The following is a 20,950-nucleotide window of genomic DNA, read 5'->3' on the forward strand; positions in this document are numbered from 1 at the left end:
CATGTATACGCGGAGGTAAAGGCCCTGCGTGGCAGGGGAGTTGTCGGTGCGCCGTCAATAATTGTGGTGCTAGCAAACAGAGTTGAGGCCCGAGGGTGAACGGTACTCCCGCACAGGCGCCGAACTGACCACTGCGACGCCTGATTGACTGACTCACTCACCGCCGACCAGCCTCGATCGATCACGTCCTGTACTGGTCCAACTGGCACCGGCAACGACAGCACCATGCCCGCATCAGCCTCTACCAACGACGCGGCCACACACCACCCGAACCTGCCAAACCATCAGGATAGGCGCTGTTGCAGTACTAAAGGTTGTTGCAGCAGGGCGGGTGTGGGCAGGTGGGAGTGCTGTCTGACCTGCTTGGTTCATCCCGTGTGGGCGAGGTTGTGCAGGGTGGCGACGGCTTGGACGGCGTGGTCGAGACCGGGTCCCTTCTGTCGGCAGTCGCGGAGGATCCAGTTCTTCATGCGGGCGAAGGTGTGCTCAACGCGAGCGCGGACGCGTCGGTGTTCGGCGTTGTCTTCCTCCTGGGCCTGCAGTAGGGGGCGTTTGGCTCTCTTGCGGTGCGGGACGATGAGGCCGCATCCCAGGTAGGCGCCGTCGGCGAGAACGGGGGTGCCTTCGCAGTGGGCGGGCAGGCCGGACGCCCGCCAGATGTGGGCGTCGGCTTTGTTCCCGGATACCGGACGGGCGGTGGCAACGACCAGGCGGGTGTCGGCACCGATGATGACCTGCACGTTTGCCGAGAAGCGGTAGTTGCGCGAGGAGGCGCCCACTGTTCGGTCGCGAACGGGGGATGAGGGTGCCCTCCACGATCCACAGCTGTTCGACGTCGGCGACCGGCGCGGGGCCGGCGCCAGTGCGAGCAGAGGCCCGAGCCGTTGGATGATGCGGCAGGCGGTGGCCGGTGAGATGCCAAAGAGCGGGGGGAGCTGCCGCATCGTGAGGTTGGTGCGGTAGTAGACGGCCACCAGCAGCACGCGGTCGGCTAGGGGCAGGCACCACGGACGACCGCCTCCGAGCCCGTGGCCGCCCCGCTCCCGCACCACCTTCAACAGGCCCTCGAAGCCTCTCATCCGCAAGTCCGTGAACGTCTCCACCCACAAGACTCAGCCCGCAACACCCCACCCATACACAAAAAAATGCCCAGCCGACCACGTTCTGCAACAACCTTAAGGCCGCCTGCACAAGTAGACAGCTCCACAGATCAACCCGCTGATCAGAGAAACGGAGTGCCCGTCATTGATGGGGTGCTCGGGTTCTTGAGCCGGGATCTGGGGCTGGTGAGGAAGCCGCGTCGGCAGGAAGCGAGTTGAGCAGCGCGGCGGTGCACTCCTCGGCGAGGTCTTCGGCGTGGGCAGGTAGGGGAGTGCCGGCCCGCAGGTGGCGGCGGACCAGAGAGAGGGGCAGATCGACCAGGGCGAGGGCGACACGTTCGGTGGCCTGGGGACCCTTCGCGCCCAAGGCGGCTGCGAGGGACGCGGCGGCGTTGCGTACACGCTGATTGCCGCGGTCCGCGCGGTGGCGGTGTTCCTCGGACCAGTCGGCACGCCCGAAATCCTGCGCACCGTAGAGGAGGAGGGCGGCTTGCTGAGGGTGGGCGCGGCTCCAGGCGACGACATGGCGTGCCGCCGCGCATCCTGCGCGCCGCGGGTCGGGGTTCGCTTCCAGTGCTTTGAAGTAGCCCTCCTGGAAGTTCTCGACCGTTCGCAGCCACATCTCGGCCAGCAGCGCGGTCCGTCCTGCGAAGCGGTGGTACACCGAACCGCTGGGGGCTCCCACCTCTTTGGCGACCGCGGACATGGTCACCCCGGCCGGGCCGGACGCCGCGGCCTGTCGCACGGCTGCGTCGAGGAGCTGGTGTGTATCGAACCGGGGTGGTCTGGCCATGTTGTAGAGAGTACTCTCCACAATATTAGAGAGAAGTCTCTGTAATAGGTCCGGGGAGGACACATGGGTGTCTACAACGTGCATGAGCGCCTGCTGGCCGCGAAGGAGAGCGAGGTGGGGGCGCTGCTCGACACGCTGTCGAGCAGCGGCGATGCGCTGTGGCCCGGTCGAGAATGGTCGCCGATGGAGTTTGACCGTCCGTTGGCGGCTGGGGCGGTCGGCGGGCATGGCCCGGTCCGTTACACCGTCGCGGCGCACGTCCCCTCCACATGGGTGCGATTCACCTTCAGCGGGCCACGCGGTTTTCACGGATTCCACGAGTACGCCGTCCTGCCCGTTGACGAAGAGCACACACTGCTGCGCCACACTCTCGCCATGAACGCCCGGGGGGCGGCCCGCTTCACGTGGCCACTCCTGTGGCGACCGCTGCACGACGCCTGTCTGGAGGACAGCCTGGACCACGCGGAACTGGCCTGTACGGGCACGGTGGCGCGCCCGGCGCGCTGGAGCCTGTACGTACGACTGCTGCGCGGACTCGTGTCCTGATCACCGGGGGACGCGCGCTCGCGTCGTCCCGGTCGAGGGCGAAGTGGTTGCGGGTGCCGGCCGAAAACACCGCGAAGGGCACGTGGTGGCGGGGCAGCGACGTAGGCAACCAGGGATGGGGTGCCGCCGCCCGCGACCGCCAGCAGAGCGGCTCCGTCGGCGACGGCCTGCCGGGCCGGTGCGGCGATGTCCTGGCCCGCGTCGAGCAGGGCCACCCGGCAGCCCGCCGTCCGGGCCCGGTCCACCAGGTGGAAACGGTCCATCTTGCTGCCGCCGGAGCGAGGGGTTCATCAGGACCCAGGGGGAGCGGGGCGCCTCCGCGACGGCCTGCCCGGAACGTTCGCGGGACGTGTGCCGGCGCGGATTTCAAAGCAGCGCCGACTTACGCCTCGGTTCGGCGGGCAGAGCGCCGACGAAGCACAACAGGTAGGACGTACCAGCAGGCAGCGAACCACAACATGACACCACCGACGAGCAGTTCCGCGAGGAGGCTCGGTACGACGACATGAAGGAGCAGCAGGAGGGTTCCGCCGATCGTCAATGCGAGGAGGACCATGCCACACACCATCAGTCGGCCCGCGATCGCGATGATGTCGTCCTTCATACGCTGCCCGGAGAGAAAACGATGGATCGACACCGGCGCGATCAGGGCTCCGGTGCCGGAAGCCCCGAGTATCACGGTGATCACGTAGACGACGTGGTCGAAGGTCCCCAGTTCATGGAAATACGGAGTGAACGCAACGCTGAGCAGGAAACCGAAGAGGATCTGTACTCCGGTCTGCGCGACTCTCGTCTCCTGCAGGATCTCGTTCCATCTTCGGTTCACACGCTCCCGCGCAGACTCCTGCTGTTCCTCAAGAGGCGGGCGATCCGACCCGTGGCAGGAGGGACAGTGGTGCTGCGCTATGTATGGCTTCGACGCACCCGTCACGGTCATGGCGTCCTCCCCAGGTGAGGCAACTGCTGAGGAAACACGTGTTCCCACTCTGAGCGGATTCACGTCCGTGGTTCCCTGAGGTCGCGCGTAGGCACCTGGAGGCGCTTCAACGTTGCTGCGCGCAAGGCAGGAACACCCGATGTGTCTGCCCCTGTGCCGCCAGCTCTGCCGGTTCACCTCCGCCCGAGCGGAGGTGAACTCAGCCCCGACGGCTATGCCGCCACCGATCGACGAGGGAAGCACTTCGAGTCGCGTCCAAGGGATGGTCCCGCAAATGATCTTGGCATGCAGGTTGATTGTCTGGACTGGATCCTGGGGACCGCTGGGGCGCTCCGCCGCCACGGTCGCATCGTTCTCGCGGACTGTCCGGTTTGGTCACTCGGTGTCGAAGGTGACCCAGGGCGCGACGGGTGGCGGGCGGGTCCGTCTGGGGAAAAGAGCGGAAGATTCCGCTTTGCTATGGTGCGCCGATGTCAGCGATCAAGAAGTTCCAGGTCACCTTTGACTGTGCAGAACCTGAGCGCGTCGCTCGTTTCTGGTGCGAGGTGTTGGGGTATGACATTCCGCCGCCACCGGAGGGGTTCGCCACCTGGGACGATTTCAACCGTACCCTGCCTCCTGAGGAGCAGGGTTCATGGTTCGCCTGCAGTGATCCCTCAGGCGTGGGCCCGCGCCTGTACTTCCAGCGCGTCCCCGAAGGCAAGATCGTCAAGAATCGGGTGCATCTCGACGTCCGGGTCGGCACCGGGCTCGTGGGGGGCGAGCGTCTCGCCACGCTCGAAGCCGAGTGCACACGACTGGTCGCGTTGGGCGCCACCCACGTGCAAACGCTGTATGCCGATGAGGAAAATGAGTCGTGCATCCCCATGCTGGACATCGAGGGCAACGAATTCTGTATCGACTGAGCATTCTCCGAGCCGGGGAGGCGGGGAGCTGCCTCTCCTGGAGCTCTCTGGTCCCGTGTGGGGCGGGAGTTACCCCGTGAGGGCGAGGTTGTGCAGCCGAGCGATGCCGGGCGAGGGCGGTGTGAACGCCGTCGCCTTTCAGGCGGCAGTCACGAAGGATCTTCCATGCCTTCATCCGGGCGAAGGCGTGCTCGACGCGGGCCCGGACCTTGCTATGGGAGGTGTGTGCTCCTCTTTCCACGCTGGCAGTTCGGTCTGGTCGCCTTCACGGCGGGGCGGGATGAGCAGGCAGGTGCCTGGATAGCCGCCGTCCGCGATGACCGTGGCCCGGCCGACGGCAGCCTTCGCACCGGAGAGTTCCCACGCCTTGCCGTCGTGGCAGTTGCTCGTGACCGGTCGGCGGACGGCGACGACGAGGCGGGTATCGGCATCGATGACGACCTGGTGGTTGGTCGATTGCCGGTAGTTCTTCGACTGCTCGGCAACCGTATGCCCCCGTGTGGGCACAAGGGTGAAGCCACAATGCCCCGCCACCCCACGGCCCAACACATCCTCGCCGCAGAGCACCGCGCCGCACACCGGCTCGCCCCTCGCCCGCACACAAAAGCGCATCCTGGCCGTTCCACCCGGAGACGTTCAGAAATCCTTTTCCACCAGGGGGCGAAGTTCAGCTGCGAGCGCTTCTTCGTCGACGGATTTAGGCATCATTGTCGTGTCCCCCAGCGCGATCTGCGCCGGACAGCCCTTTTCGGTTCCGCTGAGGGTAAAGGCCTTCAAGAGCCGGCCGGTTCTGGCTTCAAATACCTGGAAATCGTAGTCAGCCGGGAACACTTCCCTGGTCAGGCCTTCGTAGGGGCCACATTCTCCGACGGCTGACTTGCCTGTCAGCCGTGGCCAGGACATACAGACAGCCAATTGGGCTTGTTTGAAGTCGGCCTCCCTGGGCGCCATCTCAAACACCTGGGGATCGGTGCCGTACCCCCCGGGTATGGACGATGCCCAGGACGACGGGAGGCTGGGGCGATAAGGCGGCGCGCTGACTTCCTCATCATCAGGATCGTAGAGCGCGAAACCGATCACCCTGGGCGGGCCCGCACCGGCGTACGGAGGGCTCGCGGTGTAGAAGGGCACGCCGCCTCGGCAGGCTTCTTCGGGGGGCGTCGTCGCTGGCTGCTTGCCTGCTGGTCCTGTGGTGGTCTCTTTGGGATTTGCAGGTGAAGAGATCGCGGTTCGGGGAGTGCGCTGTGGGTCCCCGGAGCAGGCAGCGAGCAAGGTCAGGGACAACAATGCCAAGAGTGCCCACCTGCGCATGGTCTCTCCTTTGGCGTAACTGCACTGCCGTGACCGGCAGCCTACCCACCCTGCACGGGCCGTTCCCGGGACTTGTTGGACTCGCCCTCTCGCCTGTAGGCGTCCTCCGGGACCGGACTGATCGGATGTAGCGGCGGATGGGGCCGTATGCGACCACGTACTCGTGCCGAGCACATTGCCGAGGTCGAGACATGTTTGATGCCGCTGCCAGCGAAGTCGACAACCGGCTGGAGCGGTTGGAGCACCAGCTCGACGCCTTCACCTCTTATGAGCCACTGGAGGCATTGAATGCGGTGGCGACACTGGCACACGGCACCGGGCGCTTCGGCAGGGAGCCGCATTAGCAGCGGAGGCCGAGAAGCTGTCCTGGGGCGTGAACGGTAGGGCTCTCCGGCTCATGGAGAAGGATGCTCGGTCAGGCCTGCCCCATCACGGCCTCCGGCTCTGACACCACGCGCCTGCAGGGCCGATCGCCAGTGCAGCTCCACGCGTTGGGGCCAGCGCCGCGCCACTCGACCATCGGACCGTCCAGCCGGGCTTCGCCCGGCTCGCGGCCGGCCCGGGTCTGGAGCCGTTCGAAGGCGACCGTGCCCGTGTCGGCCAGGACGGCGACAAGCTCGCCGTCGAGCACCGCGTCCGGCAACCTCTGTGCGGCCTGCGCGATGTCGGAGAATGCGCGTGGCAGGTCGGTGCCGCAGGCAGCGCACTGGGTGCCGGTGCTGGCCGCGGTCTGCCGCTGTGTCAGCGCGTACCTCGGCGACGAGGTTCGGCTGGACGGTGACGTACCGGAGCTTGTTCCCAGAGCCCAATCCAGCGCTGATCTGCGATCCGTCCACGGATGCTCGGGCCCGCCGGGGGGCAACGCGGCCCGCAGCTCGCGCCGCCGCGCGGCTGGGCCGGACGGGTGCGGCGAGGACGAGCGGCACGGGGAACTCCACCCGCCAAGGGCGACCCGGCACCGTGAATGGGTCGGTGAGGCGTAATGCCCAAGCGCGCACGCTGCGATTCGTCGAGGAAGCGTTGAACAGCGGGGACGGCACACTGCGGCTGATCGTCTGCATCGGAGCGGCCACCTGCGCCGCACTCACCCTCGGTGGTGGCGCCTGGCTCGCGGGTCTGCTGTGCAGTGCTGAGGCGCGATCCAGAAATTTTCGGAGTTCGGCGGTCTGAGGATGTCGAGAGCGTGTCACCGGCTCCGTCCCAGGGACATCAGGGGCCACCACCGGATGCACGAGGAAGAAGGAGAATCCAGCATGGCGATTCAGCGGATGGACAACGTGGGCATCGTCGTCGAGGACATGGATGCCGCCATCGCGTTCTTCGTGGAACTCGGTATGGAGCTGGAGGGCAAGGCGGAGGTCGAGGGCCTCGTCGCCGACCAGTGCACCGGACTCGACGGCGTCCGCTGTGACATCGCGATGGTTCGGACCCCGGACGGTCACAGCCGGCTCGAGCTGGCGAAGTACCGCAGCCCCGCGGTGATCAGTGCCGGCCCGCGTAACCGGCCGCACAACATCTTGGGAACGCACCGCGTCATGTTCGCCGTCGACGACCTCGAGGACACGGTTGCCCGCCTGCGCCCTCACGGCGCCGAACTCGTCGGCGAGATCGCCCGGTTCGAGGACAGCTATCTGCTCTGCTACGTCCGCGGTCCGGAGGGCATCATCGTCGGACTGGCCCAGCAACTGCGCTGAGAACGAGAAACCGACCCCTGCTGCCGAACGAGCTCATCGAGGTTCGGAACCGCCCGATCACCAGAAGCTGCTGGCCCGTGACCTGACCCGTCTGGCCTACGTCGCCTAGGACGGACCTCCGCGCAAGGTACTTCTGAGTGTCTGGAGAACCATCCCATCTCGACACGCTCGCCGACCACTTCGGCCCCAGGGGGGTCGCCTCGACCGGACGGGCGAAGTCGAGTTCGGCGGGCAGAACGAAGGGCGGTGGCACGGCGCGGCTGGCGCACTGCGGGCGGGGGAGGGCACTGCCGTAGCGCGCCGCCCTTATCCGAGGACTTCAGCCGAGGACCGACGTCCATGGCCGGGCACATGCAGCGGAGCTGTCGCATGCGCCCTCGTCTTCTCTGGCCTGGCTCGCTATGCCAACGACCCCCGCGTGCCCCACGGGCTGCTAACCGGCTCGCCAGGGCCACCGGGAAGGAGAGGTTCTACAAGTTGGCAGATTGCGAATCTAACGGTGTATACGCGCGCAACCTCCCCTGTTTCAGGCCGTGTTCAGGCATGTCCTCACGGGTGCATGCACGTCTCGAGCGGCAGCGGCGTAACCTGCAGTAGGCGAGTCAGATGCTGCTGATGCGTTGTGGCCGTCCGTAAACAACCTCGGGTGGCTCCCGCACTCCGAGGTGTCAGGTGCCCCGGGAGCGACCAGGAGGTTGACCTGTGATCACGCTGACCGCGATGGGAGGGGTGGCCCTGGTCGAATTGGGCATGGTCCTGACTCCGGGACCGAACATGATTCACCTCGCCTCCCGCGCGATAACCCAGGGCCGCAGGGCGGGCCTGATCAGCCTCAGCGGGACCGCCGTCGGGTTCCTGTGCTACCTGCTGGCCGCGGCGGCAGGCCTGTCCGCGCTGTTCGCCGCCGTGCCGGTGGCGTTCACGGTGGTCAAGCTCGCCGGGGCCGCCTACCTGGCCTACCTTGCGTGGGGCATGCTCAAGCCCGGCGGTCGCTCGCCTTTCGCCCCGGACCAGGACTTGCCCCCGGTCTCCGACGCCCGCCTGTTCTCGATGGGCCTGCTGACCAACCTCCTCAACCCCAAGATCGCTTTGATGTACGCCGCGCTGCTGCCCCAGTTCCTGGACCCGCAGGCAGGCCCGGCCTGGGCACAACTGCTCCAGCTCGGCGGTGTGCAGATCATCCTGGCGGTCACCGTGAACGCGCTGATCATGCTGGGCGCAGCACGGCTCTCGGGGTTTCTGGCCACCCGACCCCGCGTCATGGCCGCCCAGCGGTTCACGGCAGGCGGCCTGCTCGGCGCCTTCGCGCTGCGCACCGCCCTGTCCCGTACCCCCGTCTCCGCCTGACCCTGCCCCGGGTGCCCGATCAGCGGAGCTGCCTTTCACGTTGGTGCGGTCAACTGAGTCTCTCTGCGCTTGTCCAACCGGGCGGGGTTGATCAGTTGCGTTCAGCAGGCAGTAGGGGAAGCCCGAGATCGCCAGGTGCCCGCCGCGATCGGGCTGCATCAGCCTGCTTGGTCCGGAGGAAGGTGCGGGGCATGTCGATGCTCTGCTCGCAGGCCGCGTCCGGCTCGCTCGGATTAGGACTTCTCTCCGTCCCGTCCGCCGCCGCCGCCGTCGGGGGCGGCGGGTGGGGAGCTGCCTGACCGGAGACGCCCCCGAGTACCCTTTGCTGGCCCCGACCACCGCGTTGCTGACGCCTCGTCATCACGTCGAGGTCATCGATCCCGGACCAGCCGGCCCGGAGGTTCCGGGAGCCTGCCCCGAACCGGACCATCCGGGCGCGCCCGCCGACGTCTACCTCCTCAAATCACACCCCTCGGGCGCGGGCCCTCCCCGCCCGCCTCAAGGAACGTGGCGCCCCGGTGCACAACTCCGCGGCGGTGACCAGGTTGTGCCAGGACCGGACAGACATGGCGGCGCTGGCCCACCGGGCCGGGCTGCCGTTCGCCGCCACCTGTACCGTCGCGACGCTCGCCGGGTTGCCGGCGGAGGGAGAGCCGGCCACTCCTCTCGTCATCAAGAGCAGAGACAGCCGTCGACGCGACCTCGTCGCCCGTGTCGACAGTCTGCCGGAACTGGCGGCTGCCTGGCCCGACGAGCCGGTGGTCGTCCAGGAGTTCACCGAGAACAGCGGCTGGAACCACGAACTGTGGGCGGTCGACGGCCAACTCTTCGCCGCGCTGCGCCGCTCCGAAGTCACCCCGGGCGGCCGCGGCCCGGCCCGGCCCCGCGCCGTCCGGGGCCTTCCCGCGGGGTGGCCGGAGCTGGTGCTCCGGGTCGGCGAGGTCTTCGGGCTCGATCTCCATGGTGTGGACACCATCGACGCCGGCGACGGTGCGCCTGCCTTCCCCAGGATCCGTGGGCAGGCGGGCGCGCCACAGGCCCTGGCGGAGCTGGCCCTGCGCGCCGGGGCGGGGGCCGCCGGCGCCCGGGGCGTCCCGGGCGCCCGCCGGGGATGGTCCCGCAGTTCGCGCAAACGCGTCGGTCGGTTGGTGCCCGGCTCTCAGCTCTCAGCTCTCAGAACGCGGAGTGGGCGAACCAGCGCTCGAGCAGATCGCGGTCGCCGTGCACCGTGAAGGCGTCTGAGCCGTGGTCGAGGCGTCCGTAGACGAGCAGCAGCAGATCGGCGGCGGCCGCGTGGATGGCGGCGTCGGCCGATGCGGTTGCCGCCGCCGGGCCCCCGTGGGCCGGTTCGACGCTGAAGCCGTCGGGCCGTAGCCGGACCAGCCAGCCCGCCTCGCTGTCGGTGCAGCGGAAGAGCAGGGTCTCGTCCTGGCCACGGAGGCGGGCCACCTCGGGAGCGAAGGACGCCGCGAAGGGGAGGTTCACCAGGAACTCGTCCACGCCGTCGGCCGCCAGCCACGGGTCGACGAGGGGCCGGATGCCCACGGCCATTTCCGCGTCGGTGCGGTGCACCAGCGTCTCGAACAGCATCCGCCGTACCCAGAACCGGGCGTGCTGATCGGCACCCCAGGCCCACATCGGGGCGTCCGGATCGACGGCCGTGAAGGTCTCGGCCGCCTCAGCCGCACTGGCCGTCAACCATGCCGGGTAGCCGTCCTCGTGATCCGGCAACCGCAGCTCCCCGATCTCGCGGGTGCGCGGGGGTTCCTGGAAGCCCTCCCGCAGCAGCGCCGAGAATCGCCGCTGCACGCTTCCGGTGTGCCTGACCAGGTCGAGGAGTGTCCAGCCCGGACAGCTGGGGACCGGGGTCGCAAGGCTCGCGCCCGCGAGCGCGGCCACGAACTTCGCGGTCTCCGCGGCGATGGCCTCGCGACGGGTGACGTGGGAGGAAGTCCGCTCCGGATCCGGCACGTTCATCTGTTGCGTCCTTGACGTCGGCGGTCCGGCCGCCTGGCCGGCTGGGCCTCTTCCCGCAGCCTGCCACAGCGTGCCGCGGTCGCGGTCTTCCGGTCCGGTCTCAGGAACCGACGCCCCCGTCGTCGCCGCTCTCGCCGCCGAAAAGCCGGCCTGCCCTCTTCGGCTTATTGCCGTCCGGAGTCACCGGGCAGCCCGCCTCAGAGGGGGATGGGCCCCTCGCCGGCGGTTGCCCCAGCCCGCCCTTGATAGAGGGCTCCTGATGAGCCTGCTGCAGTCAGGAGGGCTGGACTTGGTCGAAGAGGGCGAGGGCTTCGGCAGGGTCCGGGCTCACGAGGCGTTCCAGACCGGCCGTCGTGATCTTCGCCCACCTGCCGGCCCGTGCCCACATCTGTTCCTCGAAGGCGCGGACGGCCTCGTCCAGATCCTCAGGGCCGGTGGCGATGGACTCCGCGAGTTCGGCGCCTTCCAGCATCGCGAGGTTCGCGCCCGCCCCCAATGGGGGCATCAGATGGGCGGCGTCGCCCAGCAGCGTCACCCCGGAGACGTGGGCCCAGGTGTGGGATGCGGGCAGGACGTAGAGGGGGCGGTGGACGAAAACGGTGCCGTGGCGGAGGAGTTCGAGGACGGGAGCGGCCCAGCCGTCGAACAGAGCCAGCAGGCTCGATCGCACGGCCTCGACGTCAGCCAGGTCCAGGTGTGTGTGCCAGTCCAGCGGCGCGCGGAACTGGGCGTACACCTTTACGTGGCCGCCGTTGTTCCGCTGGGCGACGAGCGCGCGGTTCACGCCGTACACAGCCAGGGAACCGTCGCCGATCAACCGGGCGAGGTCAGGGTGGCGGGTGTCGACGTCGTCCAGGGAGGTCTCGACAAAGGTGACGCCGGTGTAGTGCGGCGTCGCCGACGAGACTGCCGGGCGGATCCGGGACCAGGCTCCGTCCGCGCCGACCACGAGGTCGAAAGTCTCCTTCCGTCCGTCCGCGAACTGGACCAGTGCGCCATCCCGGGTCCCCGGCACCACCTGCGTCACGCCCCGCCCCCACTGGACGTCCAGAGGGCCGAGTAGCAGGTCACGGAGTTGCCCGCGGTCGATCTCGGGGTTGGCCCGGTCCTCTGGACGGGGTTGCCAGTCGCGCAGGACGGTCCCGTCCGCGTCCAGGATGCGCATGGCCTGCCCCTCGGGACGGGACAGCGACTGGAACTCCGCCAGTAGCCCCGCCTTGTCCAGCGCGCGCTGACCCAGCCCTTCGTGCAGGTCCAGCGTGCCGCCCTGGGGGCGGGCGTCGGGGGCGGGGTCGCGTTCGAAGACGGCGACGGGGTGGCCATGGCGGTGCAGGACACGGGCGAAGGTGAGGCCGGCAGGGCCGCTCCCGACCACAGCGATACGATGTCTCATAGCGATACACTGTATTTTGCCAATACGATGCATCGCAAGAGAACGGTGTGACCATGACTGTGTGGGACCGGCCGGAGCCGCCGACTCGCCCCGTGCCGCTCGACCGGGATCGGATCGTCGCCACTGCCATCGCGCTGGCCGACGAGGGCGGGCTGGAAGCGGTGTCGTTGCGCAAGGTCGCCGCCCGGCTGAACGCCGGCCCGATGCGGCTGTACGGATACATCTCCACCAAGCAGGAGCTGTTCGACCTCATGCTGGATGAGGTCCACGCCGAGATTGTCCCCGAGGAGCAGCCCGGTGACTGGCGGGAGGCGTTGCGGATCCTCGCCCACCGCACCAGGCAGGCCGCCCTCCGTCACGAATGGCTGGCTGACTTGCTCGGCGGCCGCCCCACCCTGGGCCCGAACGGCCTCGCCGTGACCGAGGCCACGCTGGCCGCCCTCGACGGCCTCGCCGACATCGACACCGTCATGCGCGCTGTGGAGACTGTCAGCGCCTACTTCACCGGCGCGATCAGGCGCGAGATCGCGAACCTGCGGGCCGAGCGCGCCACGGGCCTGTCCAAGCGCGACTGGCAGCGCGCCTCCGGCCCGCACGTGACCAGGATGTTGGCCACGGGCCGGTTCCCGGCGCTGGCGAAGGCGGTGCACGACGGCACGGACGTGGACGCCGAGGCATCCTTCGCGACCGGCCTGGACTGGGTCCTCGATGCCGTGGCCGCCAATCTCACCCGGCCTTGATCGTTTTCTTGGTCCGGACGGGCTCGGTCGCCGTGACCGAGCCCGTCATCGAGCGGCCGATCTTGGAAAGCGACGCGTCCGGGGGCGTCTCTACCGGCCCCGGATGCATACACCAGACACTGCAGCGAGCAGGCCACGCCCGGTGGTTCGGGGCCTGTCCGTGCTCAGGTGGGCAAGAGTTGCGAGCGTTGCTTTCACGCGCAGGGCCGGCCGCCAGTGGCCGGTTCGGTGGCCAAACGCTCCGCAGGCCGGATGGCGGCGAACACGGCCAGGGAGGCGTTGGACCGCCAGAAGCTGCAACCCTTCCGCCTCGCGCTAGACGGGCGGGAAGCGCTGGTGCAGGGGGAGTACGCACAACTGGAAGCTTCCCGACGGCAGGTCGGGGGCCAGGGTGCCGGATCAGAACGATGGAGCGAAGGGTGCGGCGCCAGGAAGAGTGCGCGGGCGAGCTCGCTCCCCGGGAGCGGCCGCTCGGCGGTGTCCCGCCACGGCGCGGAACCGCTGTCCACCCCAGGCCTTGCCCTGTCTATCGAGATTCGATAGATTCACATCGTAACTCGATGGAAGGATGGGTCGTGGCAAAGCTGACAGTGGGTGCGCTGCGCGCCGTGCTCGTGGTGGTGCTCGCCGGCACCGTGTTCGTGCAGGCATTGATGGTGTGGGCATTGGCCACCGACCCGGAGGACGGGACGCTTCCGCTGACCCCGCTACGCGTGATCACGATCCTGGGCATGGTGTCGGTCCAGGCCACGGTGGTCTGCGTATGGCGGCTGGTAACCATGGTGCGACGCGGAACCGTGTTCTCCCACGCGGCCTTCCGGTACGTCGACGCCGTGATCGGCGCGATCGTGGCGGCTGCCCTCCTGTGGCTCGCGGTCACGGTCCTCAATGCCCCGGGCCAGCGGGCCGACCCGGGCGTCACCGTCATCATGGGCGGGATTGCCCTGGCCATCCTGGGGGTCGCGCTCATCGTGCTCGTGCTGCGGATGCTGCTCGCCCAGGCCGTCGCGCGCGACGTCGAAGCGGCGCAGATGGAGGCCGAGTTGGGCGAGGTGATCTGATGCCGATCGCCGTCGACATCGACGTGATGCTGGCCAGGCGGAAGATGTCCGTGGGCGAACTCGCGGACCGCGTAGGGATCACGCCCGCCAACCTGGCGGTACTCAAGAACGGCCGCGCCAAGGCGGTGCGCTTCGCGACGCTCGCCGCGCTCTGCGAGGTGCTCAAGTGTCAGCCGGGCGAACTGCTGCGCTGGGAGGCTGAGGACGCCGCGGACGGGTGACGTGCCCCGGGCGGGGCGTCACATCGCCTGGCACCACCGGCCCGTGACGCGGCACCTGGACCGCATGGATGTGGACCGATCACCGACACCCTCCAAGGGCATGGGCGAACTGCTGCCTGACGGCCTGGTCGTCGCAACGCGCCGGTGGCCGTGGAACACGAAGGTGGCGGCGTGAGCACAAGGCAGTACACCCAAGACGGCCTCACCGTGCTGTACATCGCTCATTGGATCGGGGGTGCCGACAACTCCCGGGCCCATCGTCCGACGGATGGACGACGGCCTGCGCATCGCCCACGTGGAGGAGGGCGAAGAACAGACGCTGGATCTTGTTGCAGGTGAGCGGACTCAGCTCGTCCGGTCGAGGCTGGCCGGCGTGTTCGTCAGTGCGGACGACGGCACACGTGCACGCGCGCGGTCAGCAGAGTGAACGGACACTCGTTGCTTGCCCCGACTGGTATCGCCGGGTGTGGCGCCACCAGTAGCGCCCGACGATGATTCATCGAGGGCACGGAGCCTGTCCGCAGCCATCTGTGCCTGCGTGCCGGGGCGTTTGAGTGTGAGGCGTAGACCGGAAGCGAGGTGAGCCACTTCGCGAACCTCGCATTCTGCTCGGACAGCTTCCGGCGAGCTTGTCGTCGCATGGGCGATGACGTCGAGACCCGGTCTCGGGAGCGCTCCCCACCCGCGTGCTGCGCTCCGGCAAGCCGCTGGCGCTGCTGTGTCACGCACCGGCCGCCACGTTCGCGGAGAGGAACGAGGACGGCTCGTGGTCGTTCGCCGGATACCGGATGACGGGCCTGTCCAACCTGGAGGAGAAGTTGCACAGCTTCGGACGCAAGGCGATCTGGCCCCTGAAAGACCGCCTGCGCGAAAGCGGCGCCGACTACCGCAAGGGACGCCTGCCCCTGCGTCCGTTCATGGAAGTCGACCGCAATCTCTACACCGGACAGAACCCCGCCTCCTCCGAACTGCTCGCCAAGCGGCTCGTGGACGACTCGCGTTGATGAGCACGGCGCAGTCGTTCAACGCGTCATGGCGCTGGCCGATCTTGGTTGGGGACGTCGCGGTCGCAACGGTGGAGCCGTCCGCCTCGACCACTCAGTCGAAAGTGCTGGCGAGGTAGGCGTTGCGGGTTCTGATGAGGTGGGGCATGTACCGGCCCAGGACAAACCTGTCCACGATGCGTCCGACAGGCCCCAGCGGTGAAGCGAAGTCGATGACATCTCGCATGATGGTGCCACCGTCGCCGTCCGGCTCGAAGTGGTGGGCGTGACGCCATCGTTTGAAGGGCCCGGACTCCTGCTCGTCCACGAAACGTCGGGGCCGATCGTACGAGGTGATGCGGGCCTTGAGTCGCCAGGTCAGGCCGAAATGGCGAGCCTGGAAGGTCACCGTGTCACCGAGCGATAGCTCGCCCCGGGTCCTGCCATCAACGGCGCGCTCCGACGAATCAGCCATCGAGCGGGTATGCGCCTCCACGTCCAGGCACACCGCGAACACCTGGTCCGGGGATGCGGCGACGGCTGTCACGACCTCGAAGTGCTGCACAAACTGATCCTAGGCGCTGGGGATTGCGGGCCTTTCTCCGGGCAGGTAGGTCGAACCTCAGGCGCGGCGCTCCTCCTGGGTCTGCGCGGAGAGCCGGACGGCTGCGGGACGACCGCGTGATGACTGTGCGGGCCGACGGTGCTCGGAGTTACCCGGGGAAGGCTTGACGGGGAAGCTGTCGGTCACGACTGAGAAGAAATGTCATGCCCTACGAGCCCCGGTGGGGGACGTCAAGCCCTCGGTCGCCGAGCTCGCCGAGGCCGGCGCCGAACCCCTGGGCGGACCGCGTGACCGCGCGCTCGCGGAACCCGCGGGTGACCTCGGGGTGTGGCTCGCCCCGGGCAGCGAGTACGAGCACGGCGCCGACGGTCGCATCTACAACACGGCCCCCGTGTACTCCCGCGGGGGGAGCGGGGTGCCGCCCCCCCCCCCGGAAGATCTTCCCCTGGCGCCCCTATGAACCATGAACCCGTCACCCCCGGCGGCGAGTTCACCGGTATGCACCCATTGAGGTGAACGAGGGAGTCGTGCATGTCAGCTACGACAGGGCAGGTGCGATCCGAGACCATTCGAACCGCAAGTGAGCCTGGGTGTGATGTCAGTGGAGCGGTGTAGAACTTGTCAGCATGGATGATCAGCGGAAGCTTGCTGCGGAACGAGTTCTGCGGAACATGGCTGCCAGCATCGAGGCAGCCGCGCCGGAGGGGTGGCGACGGGGGCGGCTGTGTACCTATCGCGGGCCTTCGGGTGGCGGCGGCGGGAACAGCTTTTATGAGATGGCTGATGGCGCCGAACAAGGGTGCATAGTCCCACAGGGGGCCAAGGAGCTGTACGCGCTCAGCGGTGCGTCCGGTGACCATCTGACGGTTGAACTGACTGTCGAGCCCTCGGGGCGGTTCGAGGCGGTCCTCAGCCAGGCCATCACGCGTAAGCCCTACCCTGAGCAAGACCAGCTTCTTTACGTGCTGCGCCCGGACCAGCTGCCCGTGCAGCCTGGCGCCGAGCAGGACGGGCCATCCGATCCAACACCCGCGGGTGATCCGGAGGAGGCCGTCCGGCTGTTCCGTCAGTACGTACGCAAGCGTGCGGACATCCAAGGGGAGGAGGAGCTCCTGCCTCCTCCGTTGGCCGCGGCCGAGCGGGCCGCCCTGCTGGCCGATTTCCGGGGTGAACTCCCCCCTGACCTGGTGGCCCTTTACGGCGAGGCCGACGGCGACGACGAGGTCGGGCTGTTCCACGGCCACCCGTGGTTCGGTCTGGAGTCCACGACCACCCATCTCCATCACGATTATGAGTGGAAGTGGACGGACGATCCGTTGTGGGCGATGGCCGGCGAGGCGGAGCCGCCGGGGGTCATCCGACGGTGGGTGAGCAGCCCGAGCCCGAACTGGATCCCCTTTGCGACCAGCACCGGTGGCGACTACCTGGCGGTCGACATGGATCCGGGGCCGGCAGGCCGGCCGGGCCAGGTCATCCGCGTCGGGAGGAACTATCACCCCGAGCCCGCCTACGTGGCCGACTCGGTCACGACCATGCTGCGCCGCCATGTGGCGGCGCTCGACCGGGGCGACTACTGGGAAGAGGACGGGTACCTGGACGTCGACGTCGAGATCCCGAGTTACTTGGACGACAGCAAGACGCACTGGCGGGGTGAGGGTCCGATCCCGAAGAAGCCGCACCGGATCCACACCCTGGTCGTCGACGAGGTCAAGAGCCTCGATCTTGAAGCCGTCCGCCGGGCGCCCTACATGAGGGCAGTCATGCTGTTCGGTGAAGGTCCCGTCGACCTGCGTCCGCTGCTCGACATCCCACTTGAGGCATTGCGCCTACATCTGGATGCGGTCGACCTCCATCAGCTGGCCGGACACCCGACCCTGCGCGTGGTGCAACTCTCCACAAAACAACCTGTCGATCTGAGCGCGCTGCGGACGTTCCCTCGGCTCGAAGGGCTCGAACTGTCCGGTGCCATAGTCCAGGACGTTGGCACGGTCGCTGATCTGAGCGGGCTGCTTTCCCTCACGCTGTCGTACGAGCAGTGGCAGGAGCTCGACGAGGTGCCGCTACTGGCCGCAGCGGGACTGGGCGGTGAGTCCACGCTGAGCCAGGTGAACGAGTGGGCAGCCCGTTTCGAAGTCAACGAACTGGGTGGCGGATACGAGTATTTCGAGGGACGCTTCCATTCCGACGACTGACGCGACTGACATCTGCATGCGTGAGTGGGTGGTACCCCTGTGCTCGCGGGATGCATGCACAGACAGACCATCTCCGAGCATCCGGGAAGCGCTTACTCCGGCTGAGACCCGCAGGATGCGCCAGTAGCGGGGTGGATGAGTGCGGGCCTCTGCTCTGCATGGGTGCTGCGAACTGGACTACGAGCCGGCCGAATCGCTCGGGTGTGCCGCCTGAACCAGACGTCTCCCTCCATTTCCAGATGGCACCCCCCAGAGGGAAAAGAGGTTGCCTCGGGGCTAGCGCTCACGTTGGCTGGGCGGCATGGCTGAACTGCGTACTGATCGACTCGTCCTGCGTCGATGGTGTGACTCCGACCTTGAACCGTGGGCGGCGATGAATGCCGATCCCGAGGTGCGAGAGCACTTGGGGGGCCTGCTCACCCGTGAAGAGAGCGATGCTTGCGTGGCGCAGTTCCAGGCCGAGTTCGACCAGCGAGGCTACGGCTGGTGGGCGGTTGAGGTGGAGGCCACCGGCGAGTTCATCGGCTTCGCAGGCTTGGACGAGGTGGACGACGGCATGCCGTTCACAGGAGTGGAGATCGGCTGGCGGCTCGCCCGCTCGGCCTGGGGCCACGGCTACGCTACCGAGGCTGCGCGGACAGTCCTGGCCCACGGCTTCGACACTCTTGAGCTCCCTGAGATCCTCGCTGTCACCACAGCCGCCAACCTCCGTTCGCAGGCGGTGATGCGCCGGATCGGCATGACCCGGGACCCGGCCGACGACTTCAACGACCCCACCGAGCCCGACGGGCCGCTGCGCGCGAACGTGCTGTATCGCATCGCCCGTAGGGCGTGACTCTTACGTTCACCGTTGGGGTCGGTTTGATCAGGATCCGGCGAAGAGTACGTCGGGTGGCGGGCGTTGGCGTTGCGTCAGCTCAGGTAGTGGTGGGGGGCGCCTGGGTCTGCGCGGGGTGGCTATGCGGTGGTGGGAGTTGGCCAGGGCGAACTGCCGCAACGGGCCGAAGTGAGCCTCGATGGGTCGGCCCATAAGACGTGGGCCGGGGCGAAGCACAACTCGACCCTGATCTTCTTCGCGCAGCAGTGCATGTCTGCCGTGTTGTGGTGGAGTCAGGTGATGTAGATCGGGGCGTCGTCGGCTCGTGAGGCACCGATCGCTTTCAGCGTGGCTAAGGCTCGATACGCGGCCTTGTCCATCGGGTTGCCGATCCAGCGCCTCCCGCGCGTCAAGTCCTCCAGTAGCCACTCTGCATCCGTCAGGTAGCGCGTCACATTCGAGGCTCGGCCAGGGCGGAGGCGTATGTCGACCGTGATCTGGACGAGGGGCCGGCTCATTGAGCGGCGCCATCGACGCGCCCGAGGTAGCTGTGAGCGTTACCCAGCCTGCTCTGCGTCGATTGCTGTCTCTTGAGCAGTGATGTGTTCTTGGTCGGACGGAGGTGTTGTGGGTGTGTCGCTGTCGTTCTCGCTGGCCTCTTCACGGCGCTTTTTCAGTGCGAGTTCCTTGGCTGTCTTTTCTGAGTGCAGTCTCATTTCTGCCTCGGCCCTGAGGTCGTACACCGTTTGCCTCCTGAGCTTTACCGTGCATGATCGGTGTGGGAGTGCCCGGGTTGCTGTCCCTCGCCCGACGTCGAGCGAGGGACAGCGGAGGACAGGGCTTGTGTGTCTGTTGTGAGGGCGAACTGTCCGTGGGTGGTGTGTTCGAGAGGGGCGGCCGGTCAGGCTGTCACGAGCATCTCGAGCGTGATACCTCGCTGTTTCGCCCAGTTCTCCAGGGTGGTGCGGCAGGCGTGGTCGAGGTGGCGCAGCTCGGAGAGGTCGAGTTCGATGGGCTTGTCGTGGGGGAGGGCTTCGAGGGTTTCGAGCATGCGGGGTAGGCGGAGGAAGGTGGCTGATCCGGTGAGGGTGACGAGGAGCCGGCCGTCGGTCGTCTCGTGAGTCTCGAGGTGGATGTGGGAGGTCTCCCAGGCGCTTTTGATCACGGCGAGGGCGATGCCGAGGAGGACGCCTTCGAACATGTTGGTGGTGATGATGGCGACTGCGGTGACGGCGAGGACGAGGGCCTCGCCGCGGTGCGTGCGCCACAGGGGGAGTAGGTCCTTGACCGGGACGAGCTTGCAGCCAGCGTGGACGAGAACCCCGGCGAGCGCGGCCAGAGGAATGATGCCGATCGCGGCCGGGAGGAGAGCGGCGAAGAGCACGAGCCAGAGTCCGTGCAGGATGCGGGAGAGTTTTGTCTTGGCTCCGGCCTGAACGTTGGCGGAGCTGCGGACGATGACCGCGGTCAGCGGCAGTGCGCCGAGCACGCCGCAGATGGCGTTGCCCACGCCCTGGGCCATCAGCTCCTTGTTGAAGTCGGTTCGCGGACCGTCGTGCATGCGGTCGACGGCGGCGGCACTGAAGAGGCTTTCGGCCGAGGCGATGAGCGTGAAGGCGAGGACCGTGCCGAGGGCTGCGATGCTGCCCAGCGAGGCGAAGTCGGATATCCCTGGGGGCTGGATGGCCGAGAGGAGTCCTTGTACTTCGACTCGGGGGACGGACCATCCGGCCACCGCGGTCGCGCCGGTGGCCAGGGCGACCGCGGCAAGGGGTGCGGGGAGCAGCTGAGCCTGGGCAGGGAGCTTCTTCCACAGCACCAGGACGGCGATGGTGCCTGCCCCGATGGCGAACGCGGTCAGGGCTTGGCTGGAGGTGGCGATCTCGGTGACCAGGTGCGGCACCCCCAGGATCTTGTCGATCCCCGAGCGGGGCTGCTTGACGTCGGCCATGGTGTAGAGCTGGCCGAAGATCAGAACGAGTCCGATGCCGGCGAGCATGCCCTGGACGACGGCCACCGTGATCGCGCGGAGGAAACGCCCGAATCGCAGGGCGCCCAGGGCGAGTTGGGCAATGCCAGCGAGCAGAACGATGGCCCCGAGAACACCGAGGCCGAATTCCTGCACCGCCTCGAACACCAGGACGGTCAGACCGGCGGCCGGGCCGCTGACTTGAAGACTGCTGCCGGGAAGGAAGCCGACGACCAGGCCGCCGACTATGCCTGTGATCAGACCGAGTTCGGCGGGTACTCCGGAGGCTACGGCCACTCCCACGCACAGGGGTAGGGCGACCAGAAAGACGACGAGGGAGGCCAGGACATCACGCCGCAGATGGGCGGGTTTTTTGAGGGTGGAGAGCATCAGTGAACT

Annotated in this window: 19 protein-coding genes and 4 pseudogenes; 12 read left to right on the forward strand and 11 right to left on the reverse strand. The window is 67.7% G+C overall.

Annotated features, from left to right (window positions below; genetic code table 11):
• Positions 1-368 precede the first annotated feature (368 nt).
• Positions 369-1,135 (reverse strand): annotated as a pseudogene (locus ACGFZW_RS17380) (transposase family protein).
• Positions 1,136-1,242: 107 nt separating this feature from the next.
• Positions 1,243-1,893, reverse strand: coding sequence for a TetR/AcrR family transcriptional regulator (locus tag ACGFZW_RS17385; protein WP_393893977.1), 651 nt, complete (start codon positions 1,891-1,893; stop codon positions 1,243-1,245).
• A gap of 63 nt (positions 1,894-1,956) precedes the next feature.
• Between ACGFZW_RS17385 and ACGFZW_RS17390 the strand changes: the two genes are divergently transcribed.
• Positions 1,957-2,439, forward strand: coding sequence for an SRPBCC family protein (locus ACGFZW_RS17390; protein ID WP_393893978.1), 483 nt, complete (start codon positions 1,957-1,959; stop codon positions 2,437-2,439).
• Between the two features lie 382 nt (positions 2,440-2,821).
• Here ACGFZW_RS17390 and ACGFZW_RS17395 read toward each other — a convergent pair whose 3' ends face one another.
• Positions 2,822-3,376 (reverse strand): DUF6328 family protein, encoded by a 555-nt coding sequence (locus ACGFZW_RS17395; RefSeq protein ID WP_393893979.1) that lies wholly within the window; start codon positions 3,374-3,376, stop codon positions 2,822-2,824.
• Positions 3,377-3,846: 470 nt separating this feature from the next.
• On the opposite strand from ACGFZW_RS17395, the gene ACGFZW_RS17400 reads away from it, so the two are divergent.
• On the forward strand, positions 3,847-4,281 hold the full coding sequence (locus ACGFZW_RS17400) for a VOC family protein (RefSeq protein WP_393893980.1): 435 nt from the start codon (positions 3,847-3,849) through the stop codon (positions 4,279-4,281).
• Positions 4,282-4,350: 69 nt separating this feature from the next.
• On the opposite strand, the pseudogene ACGFZW_RS17405 reads toward ACGFZW_RS17400, so the two are convergent.
• Together ACGFZW_RS17405 and ACGFZW_RS17410 are read right to left on the reverse strand one after the other, a co-directional pair.
• Positions 4,351-4,794: pseudogene (locus ACGFZW_RS17405) on the reverse strand (transposase family protein); the annotation flags it as partial.
• Positions 4,795-4,917: 123 nt separating this feature from the next.
• Positions 4,918-5,412 (reverse strand): hypothetical protein, encoded by a 495-nt coding sequence (locus tag ACGFZW_RS17410; RefSeq protein ID WP_393893981.1) that lies wholly within the window; start codon positions 5,410-5,412, stop codon positions 4,918-4,920.
• 371 nt (positions 5,413-5,783) lie between these two features.
• Between ACGFZW_RS17410 and ACGFZW_RS17415 the strand changes: the two genes are divergently transcribed.
• The 4 genes from ACGFZW_RS17415 (at position 5,784) to ACGFZW_RS17430 (ending at position 9,865) form a co-directional block, all read left to right on the forward strand.
• Positions 5,784-5,936 (forward strand): hypothetical protein, encoded by a 153-nt coding sequence (locus ACGFZW_RS17415; protein ID WP_393893982.1) that lies wholly within the window; start codon positions 5,784-5,786, stop codon positions 5,934-5,936.
• Between the two features lie 909 nt (positions 5,937-6,845).
• On the forward strand, positions 6,846-7,286 hold the full coding sequence (locus tag ACGFZW_RS17420; protein ID WP_393893983.1) for a VOC family protein: 441 nt from the start codon (positions 6,846-6,848) through the stop codon (positions 7,284-7,286).
• A 702-nt stretch (positions 7,287-7,988) separates the two neighbouring features.
• Complete coding sequence (locus ACGFZW_RS17425; RefSeq protein ID WP_393893984.1) at positions 7,989-8,633, forward strand: LysE family translocator; 645 nt, start codon at positions 7,989-7,991, stop codon at positions 8,631-8,633.
• A 518-nt stretch (positions 8,634-9,151) separates the two neighbouring features.
• Entirely contained in the window at positions 9,152-9,865 is a 714-nt protein-coding gene (locus ACGFZW_RS17430; RefSeq protein WP_393893985.1) for an alpha-L-glutamate ligase, read from the forward strand.
• On the opposite strand, the gene ACGFZW_RS17435 is transcribed toward ACGFZW_RS17430, so the two are convergent.
• Both ACGFZW_RS17435 and ACGFZW_RS17440 read right to left on the reverse strand, forming a co-directional pair.
• Positions 9,807-10,610: a maleylpyruvate isomerase family mycothiol-dependent enzyme gene (locus ACGFZW_RS17435; RefSeq protein WP_393893986.1), complete on the reverse strand. Its 804-nt coding sequence runs from the start codon at positions 10,608-10,610 to the stop codon at positions 9,807-9,809. The genes ACGFZW_RS17430 and ACGFZW_RS17435 overlap by 59 nt on opposite strands.
• Positions 10,611-10,884: 274 nt before the next feature.
• On the reverse strand, positions 10,885-12,003 hold the full coding sequence (locus ACGFZW_RS17440) for an FAD-dependent oxidoreductase (protein WP_393893987.1): 1,119 nt from the start codon (positions 12,001-12,003) through the stop codon (positions 10,885-10,887).
• Between the two features lie 53 nt (positions 12,004-12,056).
• Here ACGFZW_RS17440 and ACGFZW_RS17445 point away from each other — a divergent pair, with 53 nt between their 5' ends.
• From ACGFZW_RS17445 to ACGFZW_RS17455, 3 genes are all read left to right on the forward strand, one after another.
• On the forward strand, positions 12,057-12,743 hold the full coding sequence (locus ACGFZW_RS17445) for a TetR/AcrR family transcriptional regulator (RefSeq protein ID WP_393893988.1): 687 nt from the start codon (positions 12,057-12,059) through the stop codon (positions 12,741-12,743).
• Positions 12,744-13,318: 575 nt separating this feature from the next.
• Positions 13,319-13,804 (forward strand): DUF2975 domain-containing protein, encoded by a 486-nt coding sequence (locus ACGFZW_RS17450; RefSeq protein WP_393893989.1) that lies wholly within the window; start codon positions 13,319-13,321, stop codon positions 13,802-13,804.
• Complete coding sequence (locus ACGFZW_RS17455; RefSeq protein WP_393893990.1) at positions 13,804-14,025, forward strand: helix-turn-helix domain-containing protein; 222 nt, start codon at positions 13,804-13,806, stop codon at positions 14,023-14,025. Before ACGFZW_RS17450 ends, ACGFZW_RS17455 begins: the two co-directional genes overlap by 1 nt.
• Positions 14,026-14,227: 202 nt before the next feature.
• On the opposite strand, the pseudogene ACGFZW_RS17460 reads toward ACGFZW_RS17455, so the two are convergent.
• Positions 14,228-14,422, reverse strand: a pseudogene (locus tag ACGFZW_RS17460) (hypothetical protein); the annotation flags it as partial.
• Positions 14,423-14,681: 259 nt separating this feature from the next.
• Here ACGFZW_RS17460 and ACGFZW_RS17465 point away from each other — a divergent pair.
• Positions 14,682-15,029 (forward strand): annotated as a pseudogene (locus tag ACGFZW_RS17465) (type 1 glutamine amidotransferase domain-containing protein); the annotation flags it as partial.
• 94 nt (positions 15,030-15,123) lie between these two features.
• Here the strand turns inward: ACGFZW_RS17465 and ACGFZW_RS17470 are convergent.
• On the reverse strand, positions 15,124-15,573 hold the full coding sequence (locus tag ACGFZW_RS17470; protein ID WP_393893991.1) for an SRPBCC family protein: 450 nt from the start codon (positions 15,571-15,573) through the stop codon (positions 15,124-15,126).
• Positions 15,574-16,244: 671 nt separating this feature from the next.
• Between ACGFZW_RS17470 and ACGFZW_RS17475 the strand changes: the two genes are divergently transcribed.
• Positions 16,245-17,765, forward strand: coding sequence for an SMI1/KNR4 family protein (locus ACGFZW_RS17475; protein ID WP_393893992.1), 1,521 nt, complete (start codon positions 16,245-16,247; stop codon positions 17,763-17,765).
• 301 nt (positions 17,766-18,066) lie between these two features.
• On the forward strand, positions 18,067-18,600 hold the full coding sequence (locus tag ACGFZW_RS17480; RefSeq protein WP_393893993.1) for a GNAT family N-acetyltransferase: 534 nt from the start codon (positions 18,067-18,069) through the stop codon (positions 18,598-18,600).
• 275 nt (positions 18,601-18,875) lie between these two features.
• Here the strand turns inward: ACGFZW_RS17480 and ACGFZW_RS17485 are convergent, their stop codons facing one another.
• Both ACGFZW_RS17485 and ACGFZW_RS17490 read right to left on the reverse strand, forming a co-directional pair.
• Complete coding sequence (locus ACGFZW_RS17485) at positions 18,876-19,037, reverse strand: hypothetical protein (RefSeq protein ID WP_393893994.1); 162 nt, start codon at positions 19,035-19,037, stop codon at positions 18,876-18,878.
• A gap of 446 nt (positions 19,038-19,483) precedes the next feature.
• On the reverse strand, positions 19,484-20,941 hold the full coding sequence (locus tag ACGFZW_RS17490; protein ID WP_393893995.1) for a SulP family inorganic anion transporter: 1,458 nt from the start codon (positions 20,939-20,941) through the stop codon (positions 19,484-19,486).
• Positions 20,942-20,950: the final 9 nt, after the last annotated feature.

Origin of the sequence: Streptomyces sp. NPDC048248 (assembly GCF_043201875.1) — a bacterium.
Lineage (GTDB): Bacteria > Actinomycetota > Actinomycetes > Streptomycetales > Streptomycetaceae > Streptomyces.

Excerpts from the sequence above, each read along its gene's own strand:
- ACGFZW_RS17385 (WP_393893977.1), bottom strand. The coding sequence starts at position 1,893 with ATGGCCAGACCACCCCGGTTCGATACACACCAGCTCCTCGACGCAGCC.
- ACGFZW_RS17390 (WP_393893978.1), top strand. The coding sequence starts at position 1,957 with ATGGGTGTCTACAACGTGCATGAGCGCCTGCTGGCCGCGAAGGAGAGC.
- ACGFZW_RS17395 (WP_393893979.1), bottom strand. The coding sequence starts at position 3,376 with ATGACCGTGACGGGTGCGTCGAAGCCATACATAGCGCAGCACCACTGT.
- ACGFZW_RS17400 (WP_393893980.1), top strand. The coding sequence starts at position 3,847 with ATGTCAGCGATCAAGAAGTTCCAGGTCACCTTTGACTGTGCAGAACCT.
- ACGFZW_RS17415 (WP_393893982.1), top strand. The coding sequence starts at position 5,784 with ATGTTTGATGCCGCTGCCAGCGAAGTCGACAACCGGCTGGAGCGGTTG.
- ACGFZW_RS17420 (WP_393893983.1), top strand. The coding sequence starts at position 6,846 with ATGGCGATTCAGCGGATGGACAACGTGGGCATCGTCGTCGAGGACATG.
- ACGFZW_RS17435 (WP_393893986.1), bottom strand. The coding sequence starts at position 10,610 with ATGAACGTGCCGGATCCGGAGCGGACTTCCTCCCACGTCACCCGTCGC.
- ACGFZW_RS17440 (WP_393893987.1), bottom strand. The coding sequence starts at position 12,003 with ATGAGACATCGTATCGCTGTGGTCGGGAGCGGCCCTGCCGGCCTCACC.
- ACGFZW_RS17445 (WP_393893988.1), top strand. The coding sequence starts at position 12,057 with ATGACTGTGTGGGACCGGCCGGAGCCGCCGACTCGCCCCGTGCCGCTC.
- ACGFZW_RS17455 (WP_393893990.1), top strand. The coding sequence starts at position 13,804 with ATGCCGATCGCCGTCGACATCGACGTGATGCTGGCCAGGCGGAAGATG.
- ACGFZW_RS17475 (WP_393893992.1), top strand. The coding sequence starts at position 16,245 with ATGGCTGCCAGCATCGAGGCAGCCGCGCCGGAGGGGTGGCGACGGGGG.
- ACGFZW_RS17480 (WP_393893993.1), top strand. The coding sequence starts at position 18,067 with ATGGCTGAACTGCGTACTGATCGACTCGTCCTGCGTCGATGGTGTGAC.
- ACGFZW_RS17490 (WP_393893995.1), bottom strand. The coding sequence starts at position 20,941 with ATGCTCTCCACCCTCAAAAAACCCGCCCATCTGCGGCGTGATGTCCTG.